General features: G+C 35.6%; 26 protein-coding genes. 14 read left to right on the top strand and 12 right to left on the bottom strand.

Annotated elements, in window-relative coordinates; genetic code table 11:
* Positions 1-54: 54 nt before the first annotated feature.
* The 7 genes from surE to VHP32_03520 all read right to left on the bottom strand — a co-directional run bounded on the left by surE (position 55) and on the right by VHP32_03520 (position 6365).
* Complete coding sequence (gene surE, locus VHP32_03550) at positions 55-867, bottom strand: 5'/3'-nucleotidase SurE (GenBank protein HEX2786955.1); 813 nt, start codon at positions 865-867, stop codon at positions 55-57.
* Positions 860-1867: a GTPase ObgE gene (obgE, locus tag VHP32_03545; GenBank protein HEX2786954.1), complete on the bottom strand. Its 1008-nt coding sequence runs from the start codon at positions 1865-1867 to the stop codon at positions 860-862. Before obgE ends, surE begins: the two co-directional genes overlap by 8 nt.
* A complete protein-coding gene (locus tag VHP32_03540; GenBank protein ID HEX2786953.1) occupies positions 1867-3021 on the bottom strand; it encodes a hypothetical protein in 1155 nt (384 codons plus the stop codon). Before VHP32_03540 ends, obgE begins: the two co-directional genes overlap by 1 nt.
* Before the next feature lie 54 nt (positions 3022-3075).
* On the bottom strand, positions 3076-4314 hold the full coding sequence (locus VHP32_03535) for an MFS transporter (protein HEX2786952.1): 1239 nt from the start codon (positions 4312-4314) through the stop codon (positions 3076-3078).
* Positions 4311-4790 carry a transcription antitermination factor NusB gene (gene nusB, locus VHP32_03530; protein ID HEX2786951.1) on the bottom strand — a complete coding sequence of 160 codons (480 nt, stop codon included), beginning with the start codon at positions 4788-4790 and terminating at the stop codon, positions 4311-4313. The genes VHP32_03535 and nusB overlap by 4 nt, the downstream gene beginning before the upstream one ends.
* A gap of 134 nt (positions 4791-4924) precedes the next feature.
* On the bottom strand, positions 4925-5221 hold the full coding sequence (locus VHP32_03525) for a GIY-YIG nuclease family protein (GenBank protein HEX2786950.1): 297 nt from the start codon (positions 5219-5221) through the stop codon (positions 4925-4927).
* Positions 5222-5432: 211 nt separating this feature from the next.
* A complete protein-coding gene (locus tag VHP32_03520; protein HEX2786949.1) occupies positions 5433-6365 on the bottom strand; it encodes an ElyC/SanA/YdcF family protein in 933 nt (310 codons plus the stop codon).
* Positions 6366-6572: 207 nt separating this feature from the next.
* On the opposite strand from VHP32_03520, the gene tmk reads away from it, so the two are divergent.
* From tmk to coaD, 12 genes are all read left to right on the top strand, one after another.
* Entirely contained in the window at positions 6573-7196 is a 624-nt protein-coding gene (tmk, locus tag VHP32_03515; GenBank protein ID HEX2786948.1) for a dTMP kinase, read from the top strand.
* 61 nt (positions 7197-7257) lie between these two features.
* A complete protein-coding gene (locus VHP32_03510) occupies positions 7258-8886 on the top strand; it encodes a S41 family peptidase (GenBank protein ID HEX2786947.1) in 1629 nt (542 codons plus the stop codon).
* A complete protein-coding gene (locus VHP32_03505; GenBank protein ID HEX2786946.1) occupies positions 8886-10013 on the top strand; it encodes a 5-(carboxyamino)imidazole ribonucleotide synthase in 1128 nt (375 codons plus the stop codon). The genes VHP32_03510 and VHP32_03505 overlap by 1 nt, the downstream gene beginning before the upstream one ends.
* Positions 10013-10291, top strand: a complete 279-nt coding sequence (locus tag VHP32_03500) for a hypothetical protein (protein HEX2786945.1) — start codon at positions 10013-10015, stop codon at positions 10289-10291. Before VHP32_03505 ends, VHP32_03500 begins: the two co-directional genes overlap by 1 nt.
* Complete coding sequence (locus VHP32_03495; GenBank protein HEX2786944.1) at positions 10281-11564, top strand: dipeptidase; 1284 nt, start codon at positions 10281-10283, stop codon at positions 11562-11564. The genes VHP32_03500 and VHP32_03495 overlap by 11 nt, the downstream gene beginning before the upstream one ends.
* 4 nt (positions 11565-11568) lie before the next feature.
* A complete protein-coding gene (locus VHP32_03490; GenBank protein ID HEX2786943.1) occupies positions 11569-11976 on the top strand; it encodes a YkvA family protein in 408 nt (135 codons plus the stop codon).
* Positions 11973-12806 carry a TIGR00282 family metallophosphoesterase gene (locus tag VHP32_03485; GenBank protein HEX2786942.1) on the top strand — a complete coding sequence of 278 codons (834 nt, stop codon included), beginning with the start codon at positions 11973-11975 and terminating at the stop codon, positions 12804-12806. Before VHP32_03490 ends, VHP32_03485 begins: the two co-directional genes overlap by 4 nt.
* A gap of 30 nt (positions 12807-12836) precedes the next feature.
* Positions 12837-13520 (top strand): hypothetical protein, encoded by a 684-nt coding sequence (locus VHP32_03480; GenBank protein HEX2786941.1) that lies wholly within the window; start codon positions 12837-12839, stop codon positions 13518-13520.
* A gap of 131 nt (positions 13521-13651) precedes the next feature.
* Positions 13652-14131, top strand: coding sequence for a helix-hairpin-helix domain-containing protein (locus VHP32_03475; GenBank protein ID HEX2786940.1), 480 nt, complete (start codon positions 13652-13654; stop codon positions 14129-14131).
* Positions 14132-14143: 12 nt separating this feature from the next.
* On the top strand, positions 14144-15043 hold the full coding sequence (locus tag VHP32_03470) for a hypothetical protein (protein ID HEX2786939.1): 900 nt from the start codon (positions 14144-14146) through the stop codon (positions 15041-15043).
* Between the two features lie 2 nt (positions 15044-15045).
* Entirely contained in the window at positions 15046-15558 is a 513-nt protein-coding gene (locus VHP32_03465) for an RsmD family RNA methyltransferase (GenBank protein ID HEX2786938.1), read from the top strand.
* Entirely contained in the window at positions 15555-16040 is a 486-nt protein-coding gene (gene coaD, locus VHP32_03460) for a pantetheine-phosphate adenylyltransferase (GenBank protein HEX2786937.1), read from the top strand. Before VHP32_03465 ends, coaD begins: the two co-directional genes overlap by 4 nt.
* An 85-nt stretch (positions 16041-16125) precedes the next feature.
* Here the strand turns inward: coaD and VHP32_03455 are convergent, their stop codons facing one another.
* Both VHP32_03455 and VHP32_03450 read right to left on the bottom strand, forming a co-directional pair.
* Positions 16126-16611 (bottom strand): hypothetical protein, encoded by a 486-nt coding sequence (locus VHP32_03455; protein ID HEX2786936.1) that lies wholly within the window; start codon positions 16609-16611, stop codon positions 16126-16128.
* Between the two features lie 97 nt (positions 16612-16708).
* Entirely contained in the window at positions 16709-20224 is a 3516-nt protein-coding gene (locus VHP32_03450; GenBank protein ID HEX2786935.1) for a DUF4175 family protein, read from the bottom strand.
* Between the two features lie 149 nt (positions 20225-20373).
* Here VHP32_03450 and VHP32_03445 point away from each other — a divergent pair, with 149 nt between their 5' ends.
* Together VHP32_03445 and VHP32_03440 are read left to right on the top strand one after the other, a co-directional pair.
* Entirely contained in the window at positions 20374-20877 is a 504-nt protein-coding gene (locus VHP32_03445; GenBank protein ID HEX2786934.1) for a hypothetical protein, read from the top strand.
* A gap of 21 nt (positions 20878-20898) precedes the next feature.
* Positions 20899-21870, top strand: coding sequence for a prenyltransferase (locus tag VHP32_03440; GenBank protein ID HEX2786933.1), 972 nt, complete (start codon positions 20899-20901; stop codon positions 21868-21870).
* A 114-nt stretch (positions 21871-21984) separates the two neighbouring features.
* On the opposite strand, the gene VHP32_03435 is transcribed toward VHP32_03440, so the two are convergent.
* From VHP32_03435 to VHP32_03425, 3 genes are all read right to left on the bottom strand, one after another.
* Positions 21985-22896, bottom strand: coding sequence for an RING finger protein (locus tag VHP32_03435; protein ID HEX2786932.1), 912 nt, complete (start codon positions 22894-22896; stop codon positions 21985-21987).
* A 2-nt stretch (positions 22897-22898) separates the two neighbouring features.
* Positions 22899-24056 carry a ThiF family adenylyltransferase gene (locus VHP32_03430; GenBank protein HEX2786931.1) on the bottom strand — a complete coding sequence of 386 codons (1158 nt, stop codon included), beginning with the start codon at positions 24054-24056 and terminating at the stop codon, positions 22899-22901.
* A 155-nt stretch (positions 24057-24211) separates the two neighbouring features.
* Positions 24212-25117, bottom strand: a complete 906-nt coding sequence (locus VHP32_03425) for a carboxypeptidase-like regulatory domain-containing protein (GenBank protein ID HEX2786930.1) — start codon at positions 25115-25117, stop codon at positions 24212-24214.
* Between the last annotated feature and the right edge of the window lie 11 nt (positions 25118-25128).

Genomic DNA, 25128 nt, shown 5'->3' with positions numbered 1-25128 from the left:
TTTATTGTAGAGACGCAAAATTTTGCGTCTCTACATTTATGCATCTCCGCATTCTTAAAACTTCAAATTCCAACTCTTAATTTCTTCAAGTGTTTTATGGTCAGTAAGATTGTAGTGGATTGGTGTTATTGAAATATAATTTTTCTCGACTGCTTTCTGGTCAAGCTCAATGTCTTTATCTCGTGAGGACATTCTTCCTGTGAGCCAGTAATATTCCCGCTTGTTCGGATCAAAACGCATATCATACCAGTCATCCCAGACAGATTGCCCCTGTCTAGTAAATAAAATTCCTCTGACTTTTGATTTAGGAACGGGAGGAATATTAACATTAAGCAATGTTCCTTTTGGCAATCCTGTTTTCAAGACATGTTTGCCAAGCATTGCAGCAAATGATGCCGCTAAATCAAACTTATTATAAGTGAAGCTCGCGAGAGAAATTGCAATCGATGGAATTCCGAGAATTGTTCCTTCAGTTGCTGCAGATACTGTTCCTGAATATATAATATTTATCGCAGTATTTGAACCGTGATTAATTCCCGAGACAAGCAAATCGATTTTTCTTCCTTTAAGTAAATTGCGGACTGCGAATTTAACAGAATCGGCAGGCGTTCCTTCTACAGCGTAACCATAATAATTTTTATCGATTAAATTTTTTCTTACGCGAATGGGATTTGCAATGGTTATCGAATGTCCCACAGCGCTTTGCTGTGTGTGAGGTGCAACGACATAAACTTCTGCAAATTTTCTCAACGCTTTCCATAATGCTTGAATGCCGTCGGATTCAATTCCGTCATCGTTTGAAATAACCACTAAGGGTTTTTTATTTGTTTTTTTCTTTTCAGTCTTCTTAAAGGTTCTCTTATTCATCTTTTTTTAATTCTTTTAATTTTTTCCAGATTGTGTTTTTTAGCTTATCGAGATTTTCACCGGTTACAGATGAAATCAGTAATTTAGTTTCTTTAATTTTCAGTTTCGCAATTCGTTTTTTTGTTTCTTCCGAAATTGCATCCGCTTTTGTGAAGCAGATAATTCTCGGCTTATCCATCAAGTCAGCCCCATAGTTTTTCAGTTCATCGGTCAAAGTTTTATAATCTTCAAGCAGGTCGCTGTCTTCATTATCAACTTTTGTTGAATCCAAAAGAAAAACTAAAATCGAAGTCCGTTCAATATGACGCAAGAACTGCAAACCGAGTCCTTTGCCTTCTGAAGCCCCCTCTATAATACCGGGAATGTCGGCAACAACAAATGTTTCGTATTCTTTATATTTAACAATGCCGAGATTAGGAATCAAAGTTGTGAAAGGGTAATCAGCAATCTTTGGTTTTGCTGCGGAAATTTTTGAAATCAAAGTTGACTTTCCTGCATTGGGAAAACCCACAAGCCCGACATCTGCAATAAGCTTAAGCTCGACAACGATATCAAGCTCTTCACCTTTTTGTCCCGGCTGTGCCATTCGAGGAGCCCGGTTTGTCGAAGTTTTAAAATGCGTATTGCCGAGGCCGCCTTGTCCGCCTTTTAAAATTACGATTTCATCTCCGTCATTCAAAACTTCACCGAGAATTTTTCCCGTTTCAAAATTTTTTATGATACTCCCGGGAGGGACTTTAATGATTTCATCCTTGCCGTCTTTGCCTGTTTTATCTCCGCCCTGTCCATGAGTACCGCGAGGAGCTTTATAATGCCTGCTGTATCTTAAATCGATTAGGGTGGATAAATTTGAATCCGCTTTGAAAATAATATCACCGCCTTTCCCTCCGTCTCCTCCATTTGGTCCGCCTTTGGGTACAAATTTTTCGCGCCGGAAGCTCACACATCCATTGCCTCCGTCGCCTGATTTTATGTGTATTTTTACGTAATCTAAAAACATTAAATTTTTTCTTCCTTATTTTTAAAATATCCTTCAATTAAATCTACAAATAAAATCACTTTGACATCATACATATCAACTTTATTTTTTACGAATAGATTTTTGAGATGCTCTACAGCATCATCCCAAGATGGTAATTTTTCAAGCTCTTCAAAAGTATCGGACATTTCCTGTCTGTTAAATTTAAAAACTTTTTTGTTTATCGCTTCAAGCTCATCTTTTTTGAATAACCGCTTAACTTTTTTTCTTTCTTCAGCTAAACTTGATTCATTTATGACTTCGGTCGGCAGTTCGATGTTTATCAGGTCTTCCTGTAATTCAATTGCCGGTATTTCGTGTTTTGCATAGGCAGCAGCATCGATATTTTCATCAAAATGCTTTATGTCGCTTTCAAAATTTACGATAATTTCACTTTCTTCGGCAATAGGAGTAACCACCTCATCTTCTTTTTTCTCTTCTTCTTTTAGTGTTACAGGCGATTCAATGTAATTAAATTTATCTGTGAAGATTTTTATAATGTCTTTTAAGCTTATTTCGTTTCCGGTGAAATGCTGTTCGTATTCAGTTAACTTTTGAAACAACTCATAAAATTCTTTGTCACCGATAAAAGTTTTTATAATGTTAAAATCAATTTCAGAGTGCAGATTTACTTCATTTTCGGAAATATATTTCAGCTTGAATAACTGAAGTAAAAAATTCCTTATGCGTTCGGTTGAAATGTCTTCTTTCAGCTTTTCATAAACGATAATGTTTGTATGATGAAGAACTTCTTCAATTTGATATGAAGTTATGATAACGTCACCGCTGTCGTCTATATATTGTGAAATTGTATCGGTATAATAATTATAAAATTTTAATAATTTTAGTTTTTCTTTTAATTGATTTGCAGGAATTGAATCCAGCTTGCCGAATAAAAACTTTTTCAGAGTCCACACAGGACGGATTGTATAGTTAAACCTTAACTTAACCGCATCTTCAATGAGCGAATTTAGGTCGTTAAATGAAAACCCGTCATGTTCAATCTTATACCGGATAAAATCTTTTGTAAACTTTGTAAAAGGAGTTTTATATAATTCGGTGAAGTCGTTAACGACAAGATTCTTTACCTTTTCGGATTCAATGTGAATATTTTCTATTAAATAATTATTGAGCATACCAAAATGAAGTCATTCCCGCGAATGCGGGAATCCCCGTCATATTTCTAAAATTTAATTAGTTTGCAATTTAACTCTATTCAAAAAAACAATTCCTATTACAAACAAAACTATCAACGAAAGCACCGCAAGCTTTTGGTCTCCTGAGATTGCCGACACAAGCCCGAAGAGTAATGGTCCCAATAACGTAGATGTTTTATCAAGCAGTGCATAAAACCCGAAATATTCGGCTTTGCTTTCATAGGGCGTTAACCGGCTCATTACAGCGCGGGATAAGCTTTGGGTAGAGCCAAGAAAAAACCCCGCGAAGCTGCCGATTATGTAAAACAAATGAACCTGCTGTCCGAATAAATCAACATATGAATCTTTATTTACAAAAATGAATATTGCAAGAATTATAATAAGCCAGAAAATTATGTTAATGTTCAGAGATTTCAGCTCTCCGATTTTATCTCCAAGCTTTGCAAACACAAGCGACCCTATAAGAGCCGTAATCTGAACGAGAATGAAAAATATTGCAAGCTGTGTAATCGTAAAGCCAAGCGTAGTGCTGGCAAATATTCCCGCAAAAAATATTATTGTATTAACCGAATCAATATAAAAGAAAAACGAAATCAAAAAATTTTTCAGGTTCGGAAGATTTCCTATGTGAAGTAAAGAATTTTTTACTTTCGTGAACCCGTATTTAATATAACTAACATCAGCCGGAGGTAAAACATTCTTTTTCTCTTTTAAAAATAAAAACAAAGGGAGCGAGAATAATAAAAATAACATTCCAGTTACAGCAAACAATAAATTCGGATTATCCTTCAAAGGGAACACAAGAAATACAGAAATAAGCGAACCGAGATAGCCAACCGCATATCCGATTCCCGAGAGTTTATTATAATATTCAGGTGTAGTTATTTCAGGAATGAACGCATCATAAAAGGTCATTCCAGTCTGAAAACCAATGTTTGAAACGATAAATAAGATTATTGCAAACAAAATCGTTCCAGGTCCGGTGAAATACATCATGCAGGTTGCAATAACCGACATCAATGTAAAAACAAACAAAAACTTTTTCTTGTTTGAAGATAAATCTGAGATTGCTCCGCAAACAGGATTGAGAACAGCGGAGATTATCATTGAGATGTTTATTCCAAGCGCCCAGTATAAATCGCCGATTGGTTCGTCATTTGCAATTACGGATTTAAAAAAAACGGCAAAGACAAATGCAACAATTATAGTCGCATAAGTCGAATTGGCGAAATCGAATAATGACCAGACAAAAACATCTTTTTTATTTTTCATTTTTTCTTGAAGTCAATCAATCCTCGGCCCGTTTTGTTCAGCTTATTGCTTTCCTTAAGCTCATCGAGAACCGCATCGAGAATCCCGTTTACAAACTTTCCGCTATTGCGGGTGCAGAATTCTTTTGCAATGTCTATTGCTTCGTTGATTGAAACTTTCGGGGGGATATCGGGAAAATACATCAGCTCGGTTATGCCCATTCGTAAAACAATCCTGTCAATAACGGAAATTCTTTCGAGTTCCCAGTTCTGGCATTTGCTCGTTATTATTTCATCGAGCTCTTTTTCATTTTTCAAAACGTGAGAAATGAGATTATCAACAAATTCTTTGTTTTCCTCGCTCAGTTCGTTTACAAAAATGTCTTTCTTGATTTTATCAACCGGGTCTTTTGACATTTCGTAGGCATATAGTATCTGCAATACTTTTACCCGCAAGCTTCTTCTGTTGGTCAAGCTGAAACCTTGTTTATCCTTCATCTGAGTCTAATAATGTGTGTAATGTTAAAATACTTATTTAAAAATTCATTAGAAATAAACTTATAAATATCAAAAAGTTAATAATTTATAAATGAATAGTAGTGTCATTCTGAGCGGAGCGAAGAATCTCTTTTTTATTGACAATATTCTTCATATAAATCATTCCATTGCGGATTAAAATTTTCAATTAATTTAATTTTCTTTTCTCTTAACCAGCCTTTAATTTGTTTTTCTCTTTCTATCGCTGATTTTATATCATCTGTGTTTTCAAAATAAATTAGTTTATTTAATTTATATCTCTTTGAAAAACCGTCAATTATACCCGATTTATGCTGGCTAACTCTTGAGCATAAATTATTTGTAACGCCGGTATATAAGACTTTATTAAGTTTATTGGTAATAATATAAACATAATATTGTTTTGTAAGCATATTCTAAAAACGAGATTCTTCGCTTCGCTCAGAATGACACCAATGTAGATTTTTTAAAAAGGATTCAGAATTCAATTAAGATAAGTACTTGAATGGGATCCTTCACTTCGTTTCCCAAAGGGACTCCTTTGAAGCAGGATGACACAAAGCTGTTGGATTCTTCGCTTCGCTCAGAATGACACTAAGATAGATATTTAAAAGTTTAGGGTTGTTACCCAATTCCATAAAACCAGAACATTAAAACAGCAAAGCTTTCTTTTATACAATACCAAACTTTGCCTTCGAGAGATAGGGGCATTTCAGTTGCGACTGCGCTGGAGTTAATGTCATTAAAACTGCAAATCTCTTTTATCCTGTATAAGTGATAGTTATCCGATATCAAAACAACTTTATTCCACTTTAATCTTCTATATAACTTATCCCGAAGAAAAAAAATCTGTTCGCGTGTTGAGTTAGATGTATTTTCAATAATCAGATTTTCATCTTTTACGCCATATTTCAGAAGCTCATTTCTTGCAACGTCGGCTTCGGTCATTTCATTAGGCGAGCCGCCTCCGGTCAATACCAGACGAGGAACGATTTTATTTTGATATAATTCAAATCCTTTATTTATGCGCTCGCGCAGAACAGGGGAAGGTCTGTTTCCGCCCCAAACCGCTGCGCCGAAGATTACACCGGCATCATTTTTTCCATTATCGGCGGAAACCGTTCCGTAATCATCATGAAAGAAAAATATATTCAGAAATATTGCAAGTATTCCTATTAATATAACAAACATTGCATTTGAAGCAGTTTTGAAAATTTCAAGCTTCCCTGACTTTGAACGGTATAACTGATATAACCCGCAAAGTATAAACATCATTATGAATAAAAATACCGAACCGTAAACAATTCTTTCGTCTTTTACAGCGATTAAATTAAATAGAATTAAAGTAAGCAATCCTGCAATCGACGCGATGAAGATTATTATAAGGGAAGTTAATGTTAGTTTGGATGAAGAAAGAAAATTCAAGAACATCAGAACAAAAATTAAAAGAAATAAAATAAAACAAATGATGTTGCCGGTTTTTAAAAAACTGAACTCATCGAGACGTAAATCCTGATTTGAATACCGCAGATTGGTGACAATGAAGCAGGTAAGCAACTGAATAAAAAATAAGCTGATTAGAACGAGACTTTTAATGGTGCGAGTATTTGTTTACGATAATATTTAAAATTTAAAATTAAATATATATTTAGAAAATAAGCCCGAAATTATACTTTTGAAGAAGATTTTGACTTCTAAATAAGGTATATTTTTGCAATCTTAGAAGTACCTATAAAAGTGGCTTCCTAATTATTACATTTACCTATGTTTATTACATTTGAAGGCATTGATTTCAGCGGGAAATCAACTCAGGCATTGCTTTTTTATAATCATTTAAAGAGGTATAATAAAAAGGCAATTTTGCTCCGCGAGCCGGGAGGAACCATTGTTTCAGAGAAAATTCGCAAGATTTTGCTTGATAAACGGCTTGATAATATGACTTATTTAAGCGAATTTTTGCTCTTTTCTGCATCGAGACAGCAGCTAACAAGTGAAATTATTCTGCCTCATCTGAAAAAAGGTTATATAGTGGTTTGTGACAGGTATTATGATTCCTCGACGGCATATCAGGGTTTTGGCGGAAAAATTGAACTAAAAACGGTTGAGATAGTTAATAAAATAGCTTCCGATGGTCTCGTTCCGGACAGAACTTATCTTATGAATATTACATTGGGTGATATGGCTAAGAGAAAATCAAAGCAAAATGAAAGAGACAGGATTGAAAAACGAAAAGCAGATTATTATAAAAAGGTTATCAAAGGATATCTGAAGATTGCTTCGGAAAATAAAAAAAGATTTTTGGTGCTTGATGCAGCCGAATCAAAAGCACTCATTCATAATAAAATACTGGAAGATTTTAAAAAAATAAGTTCACACAAAAAAATATAAATTAGTTCATAAATATATGTTTAATAAAAATAAATTTTTTAAGGGCAGGCTGATTGTTTATTTGTCTGCAGTTTTATTTGTATTTGTAACGGGTTCGACTTTTAAAGGCGAAGATGATATTTACGATAAGATAAACAAGAATCTTGACATACTTGGAAAAGTTTACCGTGAGATAACTTTGAACTACGTAGATGAAATCGACCCGGACAGATTTGTTGCCGCAGGGATAGAAGGAATGCTTTCTACACTCGATCCTTACACAAGCTATCTTGATGAGAGAAGCAGGGACCAGATTGATTTGATTACACTCGGAAAATATGGCGGCATTGGTGTTACAGTTGGTTTGCGCGACAGCGTTGTAACAATCACTGAAGTTATGAACGGTTATGAAGCGCAGAGAAAAGGATTAAGACGCGGTGATAAAATTCTTCAGATTGACGGCAAAGAAATTTCAGGATTGAAAATTGATGATATAAGAAAATTCGTAAGGGGTCCGGTTGGCTCTGTCATCAAATTAAAAATTGACAGGGAAGGAAACGAACTTGATATAGACATGACACGTGAAGAAATTATTTTGAAGAATGTTTCTTATTCCGGATATCTTGGCGAAAAAGCCGATGGTATCGGGTATATAAAGCTTGACAGATTCACGAACAACTCTGAGCAGGAATTTACTAATTCCTTAAAAATGCTTCAGGCAAACGGTCAGCTAAATGGTTTGGTTATCGACTTGCGCGGCAACGGCGGCGGATTGCTCGATGCTGCTATCGGTATTTTGAACAAACTCGTTGAAAAAAACAGCCTGCTTGTAATAACAAAAGGAAGAAAAGCTGATTCCGAGAAAAAATATTTTTCAACCGAAGAACCTTTGCTTAACAAAAATACTCCTCTTGCGGTTCTGATTGACAGCAATACTGCTTCTGCATCTGAAATCGTAGCAGGAGCTTTGCAGGATTTGGATAGAGCTGTTATTATCGGAGGTAATTCGTTCGGCAAGGGACTTGTTCAGCAGTTTAAAGACCTTGATGCAGATTCCCAATTGCGCATTACGCTTTCAAGATATTTTACACCATCGGGAAGATGGATTCAGGAAAAAAATTATTTTAAAGAAAACAAAAGCGGTGTATTCCTGAACAAAGATGCATTCACCCAGATGGAATTTAAAACACTTGACGGCAGAAAAGTTTTAGCGCTTGGGGGAATTATGCCTGATGTGAAGCTTGACCTTGCGGCTGAAAGCGACATTCATCAATCGTTGATAAACAACGATATGTTTTTCAAATTTGCAAATTATTATTTACTCAGCAATCAAGTTGATAAATCTTTCAGAGTCGATGACAATGTTTATAATGAATTTTTAAATTTCCTCAGCACATCAGGTTATATTTACAATTCAGTTGCTGACAGAAAAATTACCGATTTAAAAAATATCGGAACTCAAAAAAGTTTTTCATCAAGATATAATGAATTGTTACAAAATCTCGAAAACGAAGTTCAAGCAGAAGAAACCGGCGAACTTAATGCCGCAAAAGATGAAATCAAAAGAAGCATTGAGATTGAAATAAACAAAAGAAGAATAACAGAATCGGAACAGATTGAAGTAACGTTTCCGTCAGATTTAGTTCTGCAGGAAGCAATAAAAGTTCTGAGAGACAGAAGTCTTTATGATTCGTTATTAAGACCGTACTAATGAAAATAGGAATACTTGGCGGCGGACAACTTGCAAGAATGTTAATTGAGTCCTCATATAAGTTCGGATTTGATTTTAAGATTCTTGCCAATGAGGAGGATTCTCCTGCAGGGATAGTTACGCGCTATTTTCAGAAAGGTGATTTTAACAATGAGGCCGACCTTATCGAGTTTTCAAAAGACTGCGATGTTATTACGCTCGAAAATGAATTCATAGACTACAAAAAAATCGAAGCTCTCGAAAAGCTGAATAAAAAAGTTTATCCATGTTCAAAAATAATTAAATTAATCCAGGATAAACTTTTCCAAAAAGATACATTGCTCAAAGCGGGAATCCCGGTTGCAGATTTTGTTAATGTTGAAAATAAAGAGGATATTGTAAAATTTGCAAAAGAGCACAGCTATCCTGTTATTTTGAAATCGCGCACGATGGGTTATGACGGTAAGGGAAATTATAAGATTGATTCTGAAAGTGATATTGAAAAGGGAATTACCACTCTTAAAGCCCGCGGTGAATTAATGTGTGAGAAATTTATTAATTTCGATAAAGAAATTGCAGTTCAGGCAGCTCGTAATCATAAAGGCGAAATTGAAATATTTCCCGTAGTTGAAACCATTCAAAAAAACCATATTTGCCACATAGTGCGGGCTTCAAAGAATTTGTTTGATGAAAAAATTGTTAATGAAGTAAATGAAATAACAGAGAAGATTCTGGAGCAGTTAAATTATACAGGGGTTATTGGAATAGAAATGTTTTTAACCACGGATAATGAAATTCTTGTAAATGAGCTTGCGCCAAGAGTGCATAACTCGGGGCATTATACAATCGAGGGATGTTATACTTCGCAGTTTGAAAATCACATAAGAGCAATACTCGATTTGCCTCTTGGCAATACGGATATGACAGCAGGCTCGGCAGTTATGATAAACATTCTCGGTGAAAAAGAAGGCGAGCCGGATATGGAAGACCTGAGCGGAATTTTAAAACATGAAAAAACATATGTTCACAACTACAGAAAAAAAAAATCTCTTCCCGGAAGAAAGATGGGGCACATAACCGTGCTGCATGATAGCTTAAGCGAAGCTGAAAAAATTGCTAATGAATGCAGAAGGATAATTAATGTTTAATGCCGTTTAATATGGAAGAACTGGTTCTTGTTTATGAAACATATAATTATAATGAGGCAATGATTATAAAGGCAAAGCTTGAAAGTGAAAGCATTGATTTTAAAATTACAGGAGCGAGTCCGTATTTTCTTACAATGGAAGGCGTGAACAGCGAGCTCGGAAGAATGGCATTGAAACAGCCGATAAAGTTTTTTGTTTTACCGAAGTTTTATGAAATAGCAAAGGTGCTTATTAACACGGATAATTCACAGCTTCTCGATGAAGACTATGAATATTAAATTGAATATTAAATATTATATATACGGAGCTATTTTCCTCACAATGGTTCTTGCTGCATTTTTATTGAGCAATCTCTTTAAAAACAATTCTGTAAAAGAAAATATCATAAGCACAAACATAAAACCCGAAATGCCCGTTCAAAACAACCCTTATTCAGAAGAAGATTACTTAAAACTTCATTTCGATAACATACTTATTGATTCACATAATGATTTTTTATGGCAGGTATATGACAAGGGAGCGGTTTTTGAAAACAGAAATTCATTTACTCAGTCAGATTATTTCAGATTTAAGGAAGGCGGTGTTGACGTTCAGATTTTTGCAGTCTGGATTCCTATGAAGGAAGTGAAACGTTCGGTTGGTTTTACAAAGGGGCAAATTGAAAGGTTATATAACATTGAAAGAAACAATCCTGATAAAATCGAGATTGGAAAAACTTATGATGACATACTTCGTATTGTTAATACAGGCAAGCTTTGCGCATTATTAGGAATCGAAGGAGGCACGGCTGTCGGAAGTTCAGTTGATAATGTAAATATGTACTGGGATTTGGGTGTTCGATACATCGGATTGACATGGAATAACTCAAACCTAATTGCATCTTCTGCGCGTGACGAAAGAGAGCGCGGTAAAAACGGAGGTCTAACGAACTTCGGCACTGAAGTTATTAAGCGCATGGATGACGTTGGAATGCTGATTGATGTTTCACACCTTGGAGAAGCAAGTTTTTGGGATGTTATTGAAATCAGCAAAAATCCGGTGATTGCATCACATTCGAATTCATATTCAATAAATCCACATTTCAGAAATCTTACCGATGAACAAATAAGAGCTATTGCGCAAAGAGGAGGAGTGATAAACGTGAATTTTTACGATGAGTTTCTTGATAAGCATGCCAAAAGAAACCGGACTTCTAATGCATATAACTTATACAGCGCTGAACTTGATGAACTTAATGAGAAATATGGTGATGACTTAATAAAGTATAATGAAGAACGTGAAAAGTTTTTGAAAGAAAAAAATCTTGAAAGCGGCACAACCATTGATAAGGTTATCGAGCACATAGACTATATAAAAAATCTTGTAGGAATAGATTATATCGGAATCGGTTCGGATTTTGACGGCGGAATAACTCCGCCTGTTGAGCTTTATGATGCAAGCTGTTATCCTTTGCTTACAAAAAAGCTTCTTGAAAAGGGATATACAGAGGAAGACGTGAAGAAAATTTTAGGATTAAATTTTTTAAGAGTATTTAAACAAGTTTGCGGATAAAATTATGGAAGACAAAGACACAAAAATAATTTCAGGCATAGAAGAAAAAGCAGAGCACATTACTCCGGCGGAGGTTGATAAAGTTTTATCGAGCGAAAAAGTAATTGATGCAAAAGAAGATAAAGTTAAGAGAGAAAAATTATTTAAATTGTTTGACCAGGTAAAGCTCGGGATGCAGATGATGAAAGATTTTAAAGCAAAAAGATATACGCAGGTGCCGTGGAGAACGGTTGGGTTAATTACGGCTGCATTGCTTTATTTTATTAATCCGCTTGATATCATTCCCGATATACTTCCGATATTCGGTTATACCGATGACGCTGTTGCGTTCGCAGCAATATTTAAATCGATACAAACCGATTTAAAAAATTATTGTCACTGGAAAGGTCTCGACCCGGCGAATTATTTTTGAAAAAATTAAAAACGAACAGAGAAATTTTGAAAGATTACATTAACGTTCTTTTTATAGGGGACATTGTCGGTGAGCCGGGATATAAATTCACAAAAGAAGTTTTACCTGAGCTTAAAAAGAAATATGAAATCGATTTTACGATTGCAAACGGGGAGAATATAAATGAAGGCAACGGCATACTCGAGCGTGACGCAAAAAAACTTCTTGAGCTTGGAATTGATGTTTTAACGGGTGGAAATCACACTTTTGACAAGATTCAGGCGCATAATTTCATCAAAAATGCAACAAATGTACTGCGTCCTTTTAACTATCCGAAGGGGGTTTACGGGAACGGCTACGGAGTTTATAGCGTTAAAGATGAAAAGTGCAAAATAGGCGTTGTCAGCCTGATGGGACGTGTTTATTTGAAATATATCGATTGTCCCTTCAGAGGATTCGATGAAGTGTATAAAGCAGTCAGCAAAGAAACAAAGATAATTTTTGTTGATTTCCATGCGGAAGCATCGGCAGAAAAACTCGCATTTTATTATTATGCGGACGGCAGAGCATCTGCAATAGTCGGTACACATACTCATGTGCAGACAGCCGATGAGAGGATTTCCGAAAACGGAACTGCATATATTACAGATTCCGGCATGACGGGACCTTATGATTCCGTAATTGGCACGAATAAAGAATCCGCCATAAAAAGATTTATCTTCAGCACTCCCCACCGCCATGAGGTTGCGACAAATGATGTTAAGTTTGCAGGTATGTTTTATAAAATAAATAAAGATACGGGGAAAACGGAAGTTATGGAAAGAATATTCTTCCCTGAATTTAAAAAATAAATAACTAATTAAAATCAAAGGAGAAAAACTATGAAAAGAAATATTCTATTTCTTATTGTAGCAAGCATTATGGTTTACATTGCTTCAACAGGAAGCGGCTGCGAAGATAATCCCACCGGTCCAACGATAATAACAGATACAAATGTACATGTTTATTCGGGAAGAGTTATAACGGGTTATATGAGTCCAACATCAATGTCGGGTATTAATTTATTTACCGGTACAATTGTTACTTCAGAAAGTACTCAAAAAGATATTTTACTCAAAGATCTTGATGGAACAAATCAAGATTGGTTTTTAAGAGATGGCAGTTTATCTCTTCTCGATTTGCCGGCAGGCTCTGAAACTCTTTTTAAAATGCTAAGAGAGTATGATGATTTATCAAAAGAGCGTTTTGATACAATATCACGGATTAAAAACATTGGTTCCACAACCGTTCAACCAACCACGGAATTTTTTAATATTACATCAACGGCTCAATATTCCAACCCGCAATATCTTAATCCACCTCTTTCAAACAGAATGGTTCTTTCATTTTATTTGAAAGGAAAATATGAAAATGGTGTAACTCCAAATAAAGTATGGGGATTAATTCATCTTGAAAAAATGGAAACCGTCGGCGGAGAAGTAAAGCTTACCGTTAATGTTAAAATTAACACAAAGGGTGAAAATCAATTCCTGAGAGAAAGAACCGTTACGGGTATTGAACAGTAATGTTTTCAAAAAATATTTCATTTAAAAAGGGCTGCAAGACAGCCCTTTTTTATTTCAGCATATCTTCTTTTTTATCCCGAATATTCGTTATAAAATCTTTAAATTATTGTGAACGATGAAAAACATCTGAAGTGAAAGACTGGCAGAAATACATTGGCTTTACAAAAAATGAAAAACGTGTAATTCTATTTTTAATTATTGTTCTTACCGTAGGATTTAGCATTAAGCTGTACGTGGAAGTTATCAGCAAACCCGAGCTTCCTCCTTATGATTTTTCCGAATTCGATGAGAAATATCGCAAAGCATCGGAAACGTATAGTAAGCTTTTAAGCGGCGACACAACGATTTCGGACAGCTTAAACAATGTTATAGATTCACTTCTTAACAAAAAACAGAATGAGTATAAGGAATTTTTATCCGTTAATATTAATACTGCTACAATAAATGATTTTATAAAACTTCCCGGAATTGGTGAAGCAATGGCAGGCGAGATTGTTGCTTACAGGAATAAAAAAGGAAATTTTAGAAAAATAGAAGACATAATGAAAGTTGATGGAATAAAAAAAGCAAAATTTGATAAGATAAAAGAATTCATAAAGATAAAAGATTAAGAATATACTAAATTGATAAACACCTCCATAAATCTGACACAAAAAAAAATCCGCATACTTTGCACTGATGCAAAAAATGAAATTATTTTTTTAAAAGAAGAAGAATCAAATGTTGACTTCAGTGAGGACGTTTCAATTTATGGAAGCAATTTTGAAATAATAAATGAGCTTGCGGAAATAATTTCAAATGCCTTAAAAAGTGAAAATATACCTGCGCTTAATGCGCGGCTTATTCTTGATGTAAATCAATTTTTTATTAACTCGGTTCCGGTAGAAACTTTTGATGCTGAATCCCTTAAGTCATATATCATCTGGGACATTTCAAATTTTTATCCGGATATATATAAAAACTTTATTGTAAATTATCACAAAATTATTTCCTCAAGCGAAGCACAGGATATTCTCGGAGATTATAGAATTCTTACCATAAGCATTAGAAATAACTGCATTAATTTTATAAATGAGCTTTTCCGGCGATGCAATCTGACAATTGAAAAAATTGACATTGATTTGTTTGCCCTTAATAATCTTTTCAAAACAAATCCCGGAGCGGATTCAAAACTTATAATGAACTGTTATAAAAACCGCATCGATTACCTTATAATGAGCGGAAATAGTTTGCTTTGTTATGATTACGTTTATTTTAAAGACAACAACTTCGACATAGAGCTTGAGAATAACATAAAAAGATTAAACAGCAGAAAAGAATTTGAGAGGGTAAAAAATATTTATATATCGGGTGAAGATTATTCCGAATACGTTTTGAATGAAATAAAAAAATTTTACGGCAATAAAGAAATAAGCATAATAAACCCGTTGAATTTTTTAAAACCAGGAGAGAATTTTGTCAATAAAGATGTGTTGAATAATTCCGGTTATAAGTTTGCATCCGTTGCAGGAGCATTAATTTAATTTTGCGTGTCATATCGGGAAAATATAAAAGCAGGATTCTTAAATCGCCTCAAACGGAAAATGTAAGACCTACAACCGACCGCGCCCGTGAGACCTTGTTTAATGTTTTAAATAATCTTATAGATTTTGAAGGCATAAAAGGTATGGATTTATTTTGCGGAACAGGAAGCTTTGGAATCGAATGCCTTTCAAGAGGAGCCGGCTTCTGCACATTTGTGGATTTTAACACAAAAACAGTTGAAGAAAATATTAAAATGTTAAAACTGGAAGAAAATTCAAAAATCGTGAGAGGAGATGTCCTGAAATTTACAGATTCGGAGTTAAATTCAGCGCTCGTTTTTGCAGACCCGCCATATGAATTTGAATATTATGATAAACTCATTGCCCGTGTTCTGAAATCAGAGACAATGTTTGTTCTTGAACATAGCGATAAAATAAATTTCAAAAAAGATTTTTCCAACAGAGTTTTTCTTGAAAAGAAAATTGGCATTTCACATTTTACATTTTTCAGATGAAAAAAATAACAGCGTTATATCCGGGAACATTCGACCCCATAACAAACGGTCATCTTGACATAATAAAACGCGCATCGAAATTATTTGATAAAATAATTGTAACGATTGCGGTTAATTCCGGCAAGAAACAACTATTCACAAAACAAGAACGCAGGGACATGATTGAAGAATGTGTCAAAAATTACGGAAACGTGAAAGTAGATATTTTTGACGGACTCCTGGTTGACTATGCAAAGAAAAAAAATGCTTCCGTGCTGATAAGAGGATTGAGAGCGGTATCTGACTTTGAGTATGAGTTTCAGATGTCGCTTATAAATCATAAGCTTGACAGCGAGCTTACTACGATATTTATGATGCCAAATGAAAAATATACTTATCTGAACTCATCAATTGTTAGAGAGCTTTCGTCATTCAGGGGAGATGTTTCTGATTTCGTTCCCAAATATGTTCAGAAAAAATTAAAAGAGAAGTTTAAGAGATGATATTGGTGTCATTCTTATGAGCTTTGCGAACGAAGAATCCCACACTTTTGTGTGGGATTCTTCACTTCGTTCAGAATGACAAAAATTATAAAATCGTAGACAGGTCAGTACTTGTTTTCCCATCTCTGAAATAAATCAGCACCTGCTCAAAATCTCCTGCATCCATATAACCCGGGACATTCCTTGAAGTAGCTCCATTATACAAAAATGTAATGACAGAACCGTCAGGATTTAAAAACACGTGCGTAGGATAGCTCATTGCTTCGAACTGTCTTGCAAGGTCAGCAGCAGAAATGTTTTTTCCACCGTATGAATAAGTTTCAGTTCCCGATGCGTTAAGTCGGACAAAAACAAAACTTGAAGCAAGAATGCTTGATATTGCCGGCTCTGCATAAATACCGTTCATCTTATCAACCCAGGTATTGTCGGGAATATAAATTTCAACAATGACTTTTTTGTTCTGGGATTTAGCCTGAGCTAAACCGTCTGTGAAATTATAAACCGTCTGCGAAAACACCTGTGAAGTGAACGCAAGAATAAACAATATTAACAAATACTTTATGTTTTTCATTTTACTTTTGTTTTGCCTGAATTTTCGGCAGGGAAGATTCCCATTTCTTCCCGGAATTTAATCCTATAATGTTAAACATAAATTAAGGATTAATGTTTCAATTATCAATATAACCGGATTGCTTTAATTGCAGGAGGTATTTGGATATAAGCAGTTCATAATCCTCATTATAGCCGTTTTTTTGGATTTTCAGGAACTCCTCTTTTAAGGCATTGAATGAGTTCGGACCGCTTAAAATAATTTCGGGAGGAGTATTGCGAACTACGTTATTGCCGGGTTTTGACTCGCGTTTTTGTTCGAAATCTTTTTCTCTTTGCGAAAGCTGAGCATCGAGCATTCTGGAAAGAATGCGGTTTTGCTTTTCGATTAACTGGTCATCAATTTTATATTCTGACATCTGCTTGATAATTTCATTCATTTCTTTTCTCATTTCATTCATGTCGCCGAGAAGCTTTTCACCTGAGCGCTGTTTTTCTTCTTCAAATTCTCTCTGAAGCTGCTCCATGGATTTCTCTATTTGCTGCTGCTCCATTCTCAGCTTATCAATTTGCTGTAATTGTTCCTGACTGTAACCATCTTTTCCTGATTTTCCATCCTTACCGTTTTTTCCGTTTTGTCCTTCTTTGCTGTCTTTGCCGTTCTGACCAAATTGTCCCATCTGACCTGCAAGCCCCTGCTGCTGCGCAATCACATTTGCAAGCTGCTGCATTAGCTGGTTCATTTTTCCATTGCCTGATTTCCCATCTTTACCGCTTTTCCCGCTCATGCTCTGCTGCATTTCAGAAAGCATATCACCAAGCATCTTTGCAGCGTTATCCAAGGATTCTTTTGCTTTACCCTGATTACCAACTGCATCACTCTTTTTGCTGTTCTGTAAATCTTCGGATGCTTTATCCATCTTATTATAAGAATTGCCGAGCTCTTTGCCAAGCTCCGGACTCATCTGAAATCCGTCTTTCGACATCCCCATAAGGTCATCTATGTTCTGCGATAAATCTTTTTGAAGACCTGACTGGTCTTTGGATTTACTCTGAAAATTTTGTTTATCATTATTGCCAAGTTCCTGAGTTTTTTCTTTAAGCTCCTGCTGTTTTTTGCTAAGCTCTTCAAGATTGCTTTTTATGTCTTTCATTTTATCCATCATCTTCTGAGACATATCCTGTGTGTCAAGCATTTCGTCTAAAGATTGCTGCATTTCTTCATTCATTTCATTCAGATCTTGCATAATTTCTTCCTGAGTTTCTTCTGATTGGTTTTTATCGTTCTGCATCTGCTCGCTTGATTTCTGCATTTTGTTCTCGGTATTTTTCTTATTCATTTTATTCAGCAAATCTTCAAACTTTTTTGGATTCATATCATCATTGCCGCGTTTCTGCAGGTCTTTCATCTGGTCAACAGCTTCCTGCAGTTTTTGTTTAAAATCGTTTGTTTGCTGTTTTATGTCCTGCTGCTTATTAGCTAACTCAGATAATTTTTGCGGGTCGTTTTGATTAGCGTTCTCAGTTTCTTTTTTTAATTCATCTTGTTGTTTAGTTATGTCATCAAGCTTTTGGGTAAGTTCCCCGAGTTTTTGCATGCTCTCGATTTTTTTCATTAAGTCCATCAGCTTTTCCATGTTTTTCTTGAACATTTCTTCATCGAAGTTAAAATTCTTCATCGCATCGCGGAGTTCCTGAGGATTATTTTTCTTTAAGGCATCCTGAATTTTTTTAAGCATATCCTGAAGCTCGGGAGTGTTAATCTTGTTAAACAATTCCTGAAGCTTCATATATTGCTCCAGTGTTTTATCATTGAGCATGTTGGTTTTTTGAAGCTCGTTCAAACTTTGTTCTATTTTATTTTGCGCATCCTGCAAAGTGTTCTGAAGATTTTCGACTTTTTCCTGGATTTGCTGTTTTTGATTAGGATCATTTAAACCAAGTTCTTCATTCGTTTTCATCAGGTTGCGTGACTGCTGTGACTGCTGACTCATGTCGGACATGCTCTTAACTATTGAGTTTAAATCAGCTTTGATTTCACTTGTAAGCTTTTCTGTTTCTTTGAGCAAGTCCGATGCGGAGAAATAACTCAAAGTTCGCAGTTCGCTCTTGCCGGTTTTTCCGGTGTTGTCGGTAACTTCGAGATAATACTCAACTCTCTGATTTTTTCCGGGCTTTGGAAAATTCCATATATAAGGAACTTCAACAGCAGTTGCGTTGAGGTTTGTTACGGGAATGTTAAACGAAGTAAACTTTGGTGCAGCAGTTGAGTTGTTGTTCGAGATTGCGTAGTTCAATTTCAAAGATGAAAACCCGTAGTCATCAGAAATCCTTGCGCGAAGTAAAAGCTCGGATTGTGCTTTGATTGTATAATTGACTTCCTGCGGTTCAATTATCGTAACTGTCGGCGGCTGATTTGAGTTGACGGTGATGTTATACTCTGTTGCATTTTTTCCGTCTGTGCCGTTGATGTCTTTTAAAGTAAATTTATATTTCCCGTTCTGTGATGCGGTTATGGAGCCGTTTGCTTTATCGCCGTTTGTGTTAAATGAAATGAACTGCCCGTTGAAAGTAATGCCTGCCTGGGAAAGTTCTTTATTTGATTCAAGATAAAAACTGATTTGGCTTCCTTCGGGACAGATTATGTTGCCTTCGTTTTCGTTTAATTTCTTTTGGGGAAGTCCTGAAACCGCCGGAGGTGTAATGGTAACAAAGAATTTTTTTACAACAGGATAATCAGAAACTGAAATAAAGTATTTTGAAGAATTTATATCTTCAAGACTTACAAAGTAAGTCAGCGGGTTGTTTATGTTTTCAATCTTGGTGTAATAAACATTATTCCCCGAGCTTGTTAAAGTTCGTTTCTCTTTTTCGACTTCGGTTCCGTCAGCAAATTTCTCGATTAAGGTTAGGTTTATTTCTTCAACTTTTAAATCGGGTTTGTTGGACTTTAGTGTAACTTTTATTTCCGCTTCACCGCCTTTAACGATTTCAACGCTGCCGGGAGTTACTTCAAAATAAATTCCGTATTCGTTGTTAATGAAGCTATACTGGTAATTCACCAATCTGAAATAAGCGGCATTCAGGTCGTTTCCAAAAAATGCAAACGATAAAACATAAATTACTCCGACGCTTAACAGAACAAAAAACTTATTCCGTAACGATTTATAATTTATGAACGAAGCAAGATTTTTGTTTTTTATGTTGTCATTAACCTGAAGTAAGTTTTCAAAAATCAATTCATCAGAGTTAGATTTTATCGCTCCGGCTTTATCATACAAGAACAAAGAATTTGAAAGCTTGTCTTTTATGTCGGGATAATACTTCCCGAGCTTATTTGCATAAGCAACTGAGTTAATGTTCTGAAAAAATGATTTGAAGAAATTAAACAGAATTATTCCAAGAGAGCCGATTGAGACAGCAATGAATCCAAAAAACAAAACTTTTCTTATTGTAGAGTTGAAGCTGAAAATGGATTCAAGAACAAGAATTACGAATAAAAGCGAAGCAGAAAAAATGAGCAGTCGGAGGAAATTATTTGCAAAAACATAAAGCGATTCTTTGCGGCTGATTGCCGAGAGCCGTGAAGTAATCTCGTTGTATGTGTTCTGTGCGGTTAACTGAAGTGTTGACACGATAAAAACCCTTAATTACTAATATAACTTAATAATTTACAATAAGTTTCAGTAAAATTCAGTGTAATCATAGGATTTAAAATTTTGTTAGAATGACAAGATTTTTAAATTACATATTGTCTGAAAACTGCTTATTTTTAAACATACGAATGGATTTCAAAGCCACAATTTTAACTGCAATTGAGAGAGAAATAAACGTCTGCAAAAGATTGTTTACTTTGCTTCCTGCCGGTTCATATGACTATAAACCTTTTGAAAATACGCGAAGCATTTTGGAGCTTCTGCAATACCTGAGCTGGGTTGCGGTATCGCCGATTGATTTTTATGTAAATGGAACACTCGAGACGCAGATTGAAATGTATTCTAAGTATAGCAAGGACAGTGGCAAAGTAACACCGGAAAATTTTTTGCAAAAGATGGACGAGCAATGGGTGAAGATTCAAAGCCTGATGGAAAAAGTTGACATCAAAATGCTTGAAGAAAAAATTGTTATGGTTCCCTGGAGGGAAGAGTTTCCGATGGGAATGGCGATTACCGAGACAAGCATCAAGTGGCTTACAGGTTACAAAATGCAGTTGTTTTTATTTATGAAAATGTCATCTAATCCTGGGCTACACACGGGTGACTGCTGGATAACAACGGACATAGAATAAATTTTATAACATAAATAATTTATGAGCGAACAAACAAATAAACCAGAGCAAGCCAAACCGATGAACACAATGCAGAAGGCAATTATGGCATCACGTGCTTATTCCTTTCCTGCATCAGTCATTCCGATAATTTTCGGTTCGGTACTTGCGCTTCCCGTTGTCGGAGGAAGATTTAATTTTTTCAATTTCATTCTGACATTAATCGGTGGAGTGCTTATTCAAGTCGGCACGAATGTTGTTAATGACATTTATGACTTCAAAAAAGGAATCGATAAGGCGGATGAAAAAACCGGAATTCCTCACGGAGGCTCGATGGTGCTTTCGATGGGAATAGCTGATTTGAAATTTATGAAAATGGTTGCGTTCATTTCCATATCCGTTGCAACTTTAATCGGCATTTATCTTTATACTCAGGTCGGTCCATGGATATTATATCTGACAGCTTTCGGATTTTTATCGGCGATTTTTTATACTGCTGCCCCTGTTGCGTTAAAATATAAAGCGCTTGGTGATTTGCAAGTGATATTTTCTTTCGGTGTCGGAATGACTCTCGGCGCTTACATAGTTCAGACAGGACAGTTCGCATGGGGACCTATTCTTTATTCGCTTCCGCTTGGATTATTGATTGACGCAATACTTCACTCGAATAATATCCGCGATATTAACTTCGATGGAAAATTCGGTGTTAAGACTCTACCAATACTTATCGGTCAGGATTTATCGATTAAATTATACTGGGCTTTACTGATTGGCGCTTATGTTTCTTTGATTATTTTTGTTGCCATCGGAAGAATTTCTCCGTTTGCTTTGCTTGCGCTTATTACTTTCCCGGCGGCATGGAAACTCATGACAATGATTAGCGGCATTCCCGATGAGCCGCAGGCGAGATTTGAATACGGCTCAAAGCATACAATTATGACAGCGCAGTTGAATATTCAATTTGGATTGACGTTGATTATTGGTTTGCTGGTAGCTTATTTTTTCTTTAGCTAAATGATTTAAGCTTGTGTCTTTCTGAGGAGCTTTAGCGACGAAGGGGTACCCTTTAGGTCATCCCATTACCAATATGAAGGGGATTCTTCGCTTCGCTCAGAATGACAAAGGGGGTTATTTAAACTCTTCTCTGTAGATTTTCCATTCATCATTTTCTTTCCGCATGTATAAAGTTTTTTGTCCGTCGGATTTAAATTTATCCGAATTATATTTTTCATAAAAAGTTACTTTATACTCAACAGGATTGTCATTTATCTTTTGATATTTCAAGCTGTCAATATTGATGTTAATATAATTATATCTATCGAAGGTATAATCGATGCGCTTTAGACGAGTTTCCTTATCAATTTTTTTATTATCGCTTCCGTAATATCCATAATCTGCCGTAAGATATTTTGAATACTCGTTTAAGTTTTCATTTTCCCATGCCGCTTCCCAGTTATCGAGTGTTTTTGCTATTGCATATTCATCTGAGGTTATGTTTTGGTCAAAGTAATTATAGACTTTATAGATTCCGTATATAATAAGTATGAATAAAAGAAAAATTGAAGCAAAAAGGAAAAAAATTCTTTTTTTATGGAACGATGCTTTTTGTTTATAAGCAGTCTCAACTTGTTCATTAAACTTTTGACGGTCTTCTTCGCTGGATTTGAGGATGATGTTATGTCCACAGAATTTGCAATATGATGAATTTGCATCAACAAGCTGTCCGCATTCGGAACAGGGAATCATTCCTTCAAAACCGGGTATTCCTGCGCCGGGAATATTTTGTGTTTCGTTAACTGGCTGGATTGGTTCAATTGTGTTGATTGGGGGGATTACACCGCGGGGTACTTCGTTTGCAATATCGAGGTTTTCCTGTTTTTGTTTTTTTACTTCAGGATTTTCTTCGCATCCGTAAGTTGTGCATCCTTTGTTTTCCTCCCAGCATTCTTTGTGATGCGGAGTTTCGCACACGGGACATTTAATAATATCAGCACCGGGCTTGATTGAACTATGGCAATATGGACAGGTTTGTGTTTTCAGGTTTAAATGAAAATTTCCTCAGGTAAAAATTCAATATGCAAGTCTTCTTTTCCCGTTGCAAGAGTTAGAATGTCATTAACAGGAATGTTAAGCTCCTTCAAAGTTTTATCTTTTATGTAATCATACAGCTCGCTCTTGTTGTAAACCGAATGAAATAATTTCATTTTTAGAATCTTATCGTCAACTTTTATGTCATCGATTTTCATCGTATTCATATTTGCGAAGATTTTTTTCTTCAAATCGGATTGCGTGTCGAATAATTCATATACAACTTCATTGTTAAACATTAATTCGAATTTTTCTGTATTAAAATGTTTGCATCCGAAATCAAAAATATCTTTTATCTTTGCTTCGCTGAACTTTGCGTCAAACTTATGAAAATTCTTAAAATTATAATGCGAAGCGCAGTCTTCTTTTTCCTGATACTCTACTATATACGAGTCATTCGAGATTCCGTTGTATATAAATCCTTTACCGATGAGAATACTGCTTTGATCAAACCCGTGCAGTACTTTCACAGCTTCCTGAACTTCAATTGCTGCAATGATTGACGAGATAGTCGGCGTTGTCGGAATTTTTCCTTGCTCGATGTCTTCGATACCAAGAAGCAGACAGGATTTTCTTTTATTGAGAAGCTGATAATCAATTTCACTCATTGTGCATTCATAGCACGGAGAATTTTCGGGATAAAAAACCCTTGCGACTCCTGTGAGCACTTCGATTGCTCCGTCAATCCAGACTTTGTTTGCTTTTCTGCATGATTGATTAACGAACAATCTTGCCTCGCGGTTATCAAGCCCGCAGATTACCAAATCCATTTCCTTGAACACACCGAGCCCGAGATTAAAAATATTTACTGCGTAATATTTTACGTTTACATCTTTGTTGATTTCCTTTGCGCGCTTTGCAATGATTTCGGCTTTGTATTTTCCTTCGTCTTCTTCACGGAACAAAACGCTTCGTGTGAGATTCGATTTCTCGACTTTATCCATATCGACTACAAAAATATTTCCAACGCCGAGCATTGCAAGATTCTTCACTATTTCATTTCCGAGCGCACCGCATCCGACTACAAGAATTTTTGCGTTCTTGAGAATGCTTTGATCCCACCAGGAAATTAACTCAAAGCGTGAATATTTATTATCAACGTCGATTTTCATAAGAAATTTTACCCACTAATTTCACGAATTACACAAATTAACGATAAATTAATTTGAAATTACTTTAATTGAAGTGTTAAAAAGAGGTGAAGTTGGCAAGAGTATTTTAATACTCTTGGTTTTTATAAGAAGTTTGTTAATACTTAATTTTTATATTATCTTGCTTTTGTCAGAGTCCATGTCCCGCCTCCACCGCCGTCATGCTGCCATGTTCCGCTGAAAGTATATTCTGTATCTGATTCGAATAATGTAAATTCCGTTGTGCCGGTTGCATTATTCCAGGGCTGGCTGTATTTGAATCTCATAACGCCGGTATCTTCATCGAATGAACCCTCCGTTATCTGCCCTGTTTTCTCGCTGTCTTGTTTCCATGAACCGGTAACTGAAGCGTCTGTAATATTTAAAGTTACATCACCCCATCCTGATTTCCACGTTCCTGATAAACCAACTAAATCTCTTTTTTTCACAAGAAAAACTGTATATAAGCGCGCCTCCTGTGATGGTTGTAATAGTTCACTCGGGATTGTAGAGAATGCTGTTTTATATCCTTCTTTAGATACTTCCACAGTGATTTTTTTGTTGAGGTCGCTGACGTTCAGCAATATATAACCTTCACCGTTGTTGTCTGTAGTTACCCCCATTGTATTTTGTTCTATATATATACGTGCGCCGGCCAGAGGTTTTGTATTTTTATCTACAACCTGAACTATAAGAGGTATGTCATTTGCTTGCTTCTTTTCAAGAGCAATGGTTACTTCAGAGGTCTCACCGGTAATTGTAACTGATTTTGGTAAATATCCTTTAGCATCTACCGCTATTGTTATTACCTGATCTTTTTTATAATTATGGTCGTATATTAAAATTCCTTCAACTCCGGTTTGGAGAAATCCGGCTCCATTGAGTGTTACTGTTGCACCTGATATTGGCTCGGAGTTATTGTTTACATCAAATCCCACAACTTTTATTGTTAGCGGTGTGGTTTGTGCGGAAACCTGCCCGTATGGGAAGACTAAAGCAAGTAAAAAAATATAAACGATGATAAACCTGAAGTTATTTTTCATATGAACTTTAT

The organism is Ignavibacteria bacterium (genome assembly GCA_036262055.1).
GTDB lineage: Bacteria > Bacteroidota > Ignavibacteria > Tepidaquicellales > Tepidaquicellaceae > DATAJP01.
The sequence above is the reverse complement of the archived record's forward strand: the minus strand, read 5'-3'. Positions and strand labels throughout refer to the sequence as shown.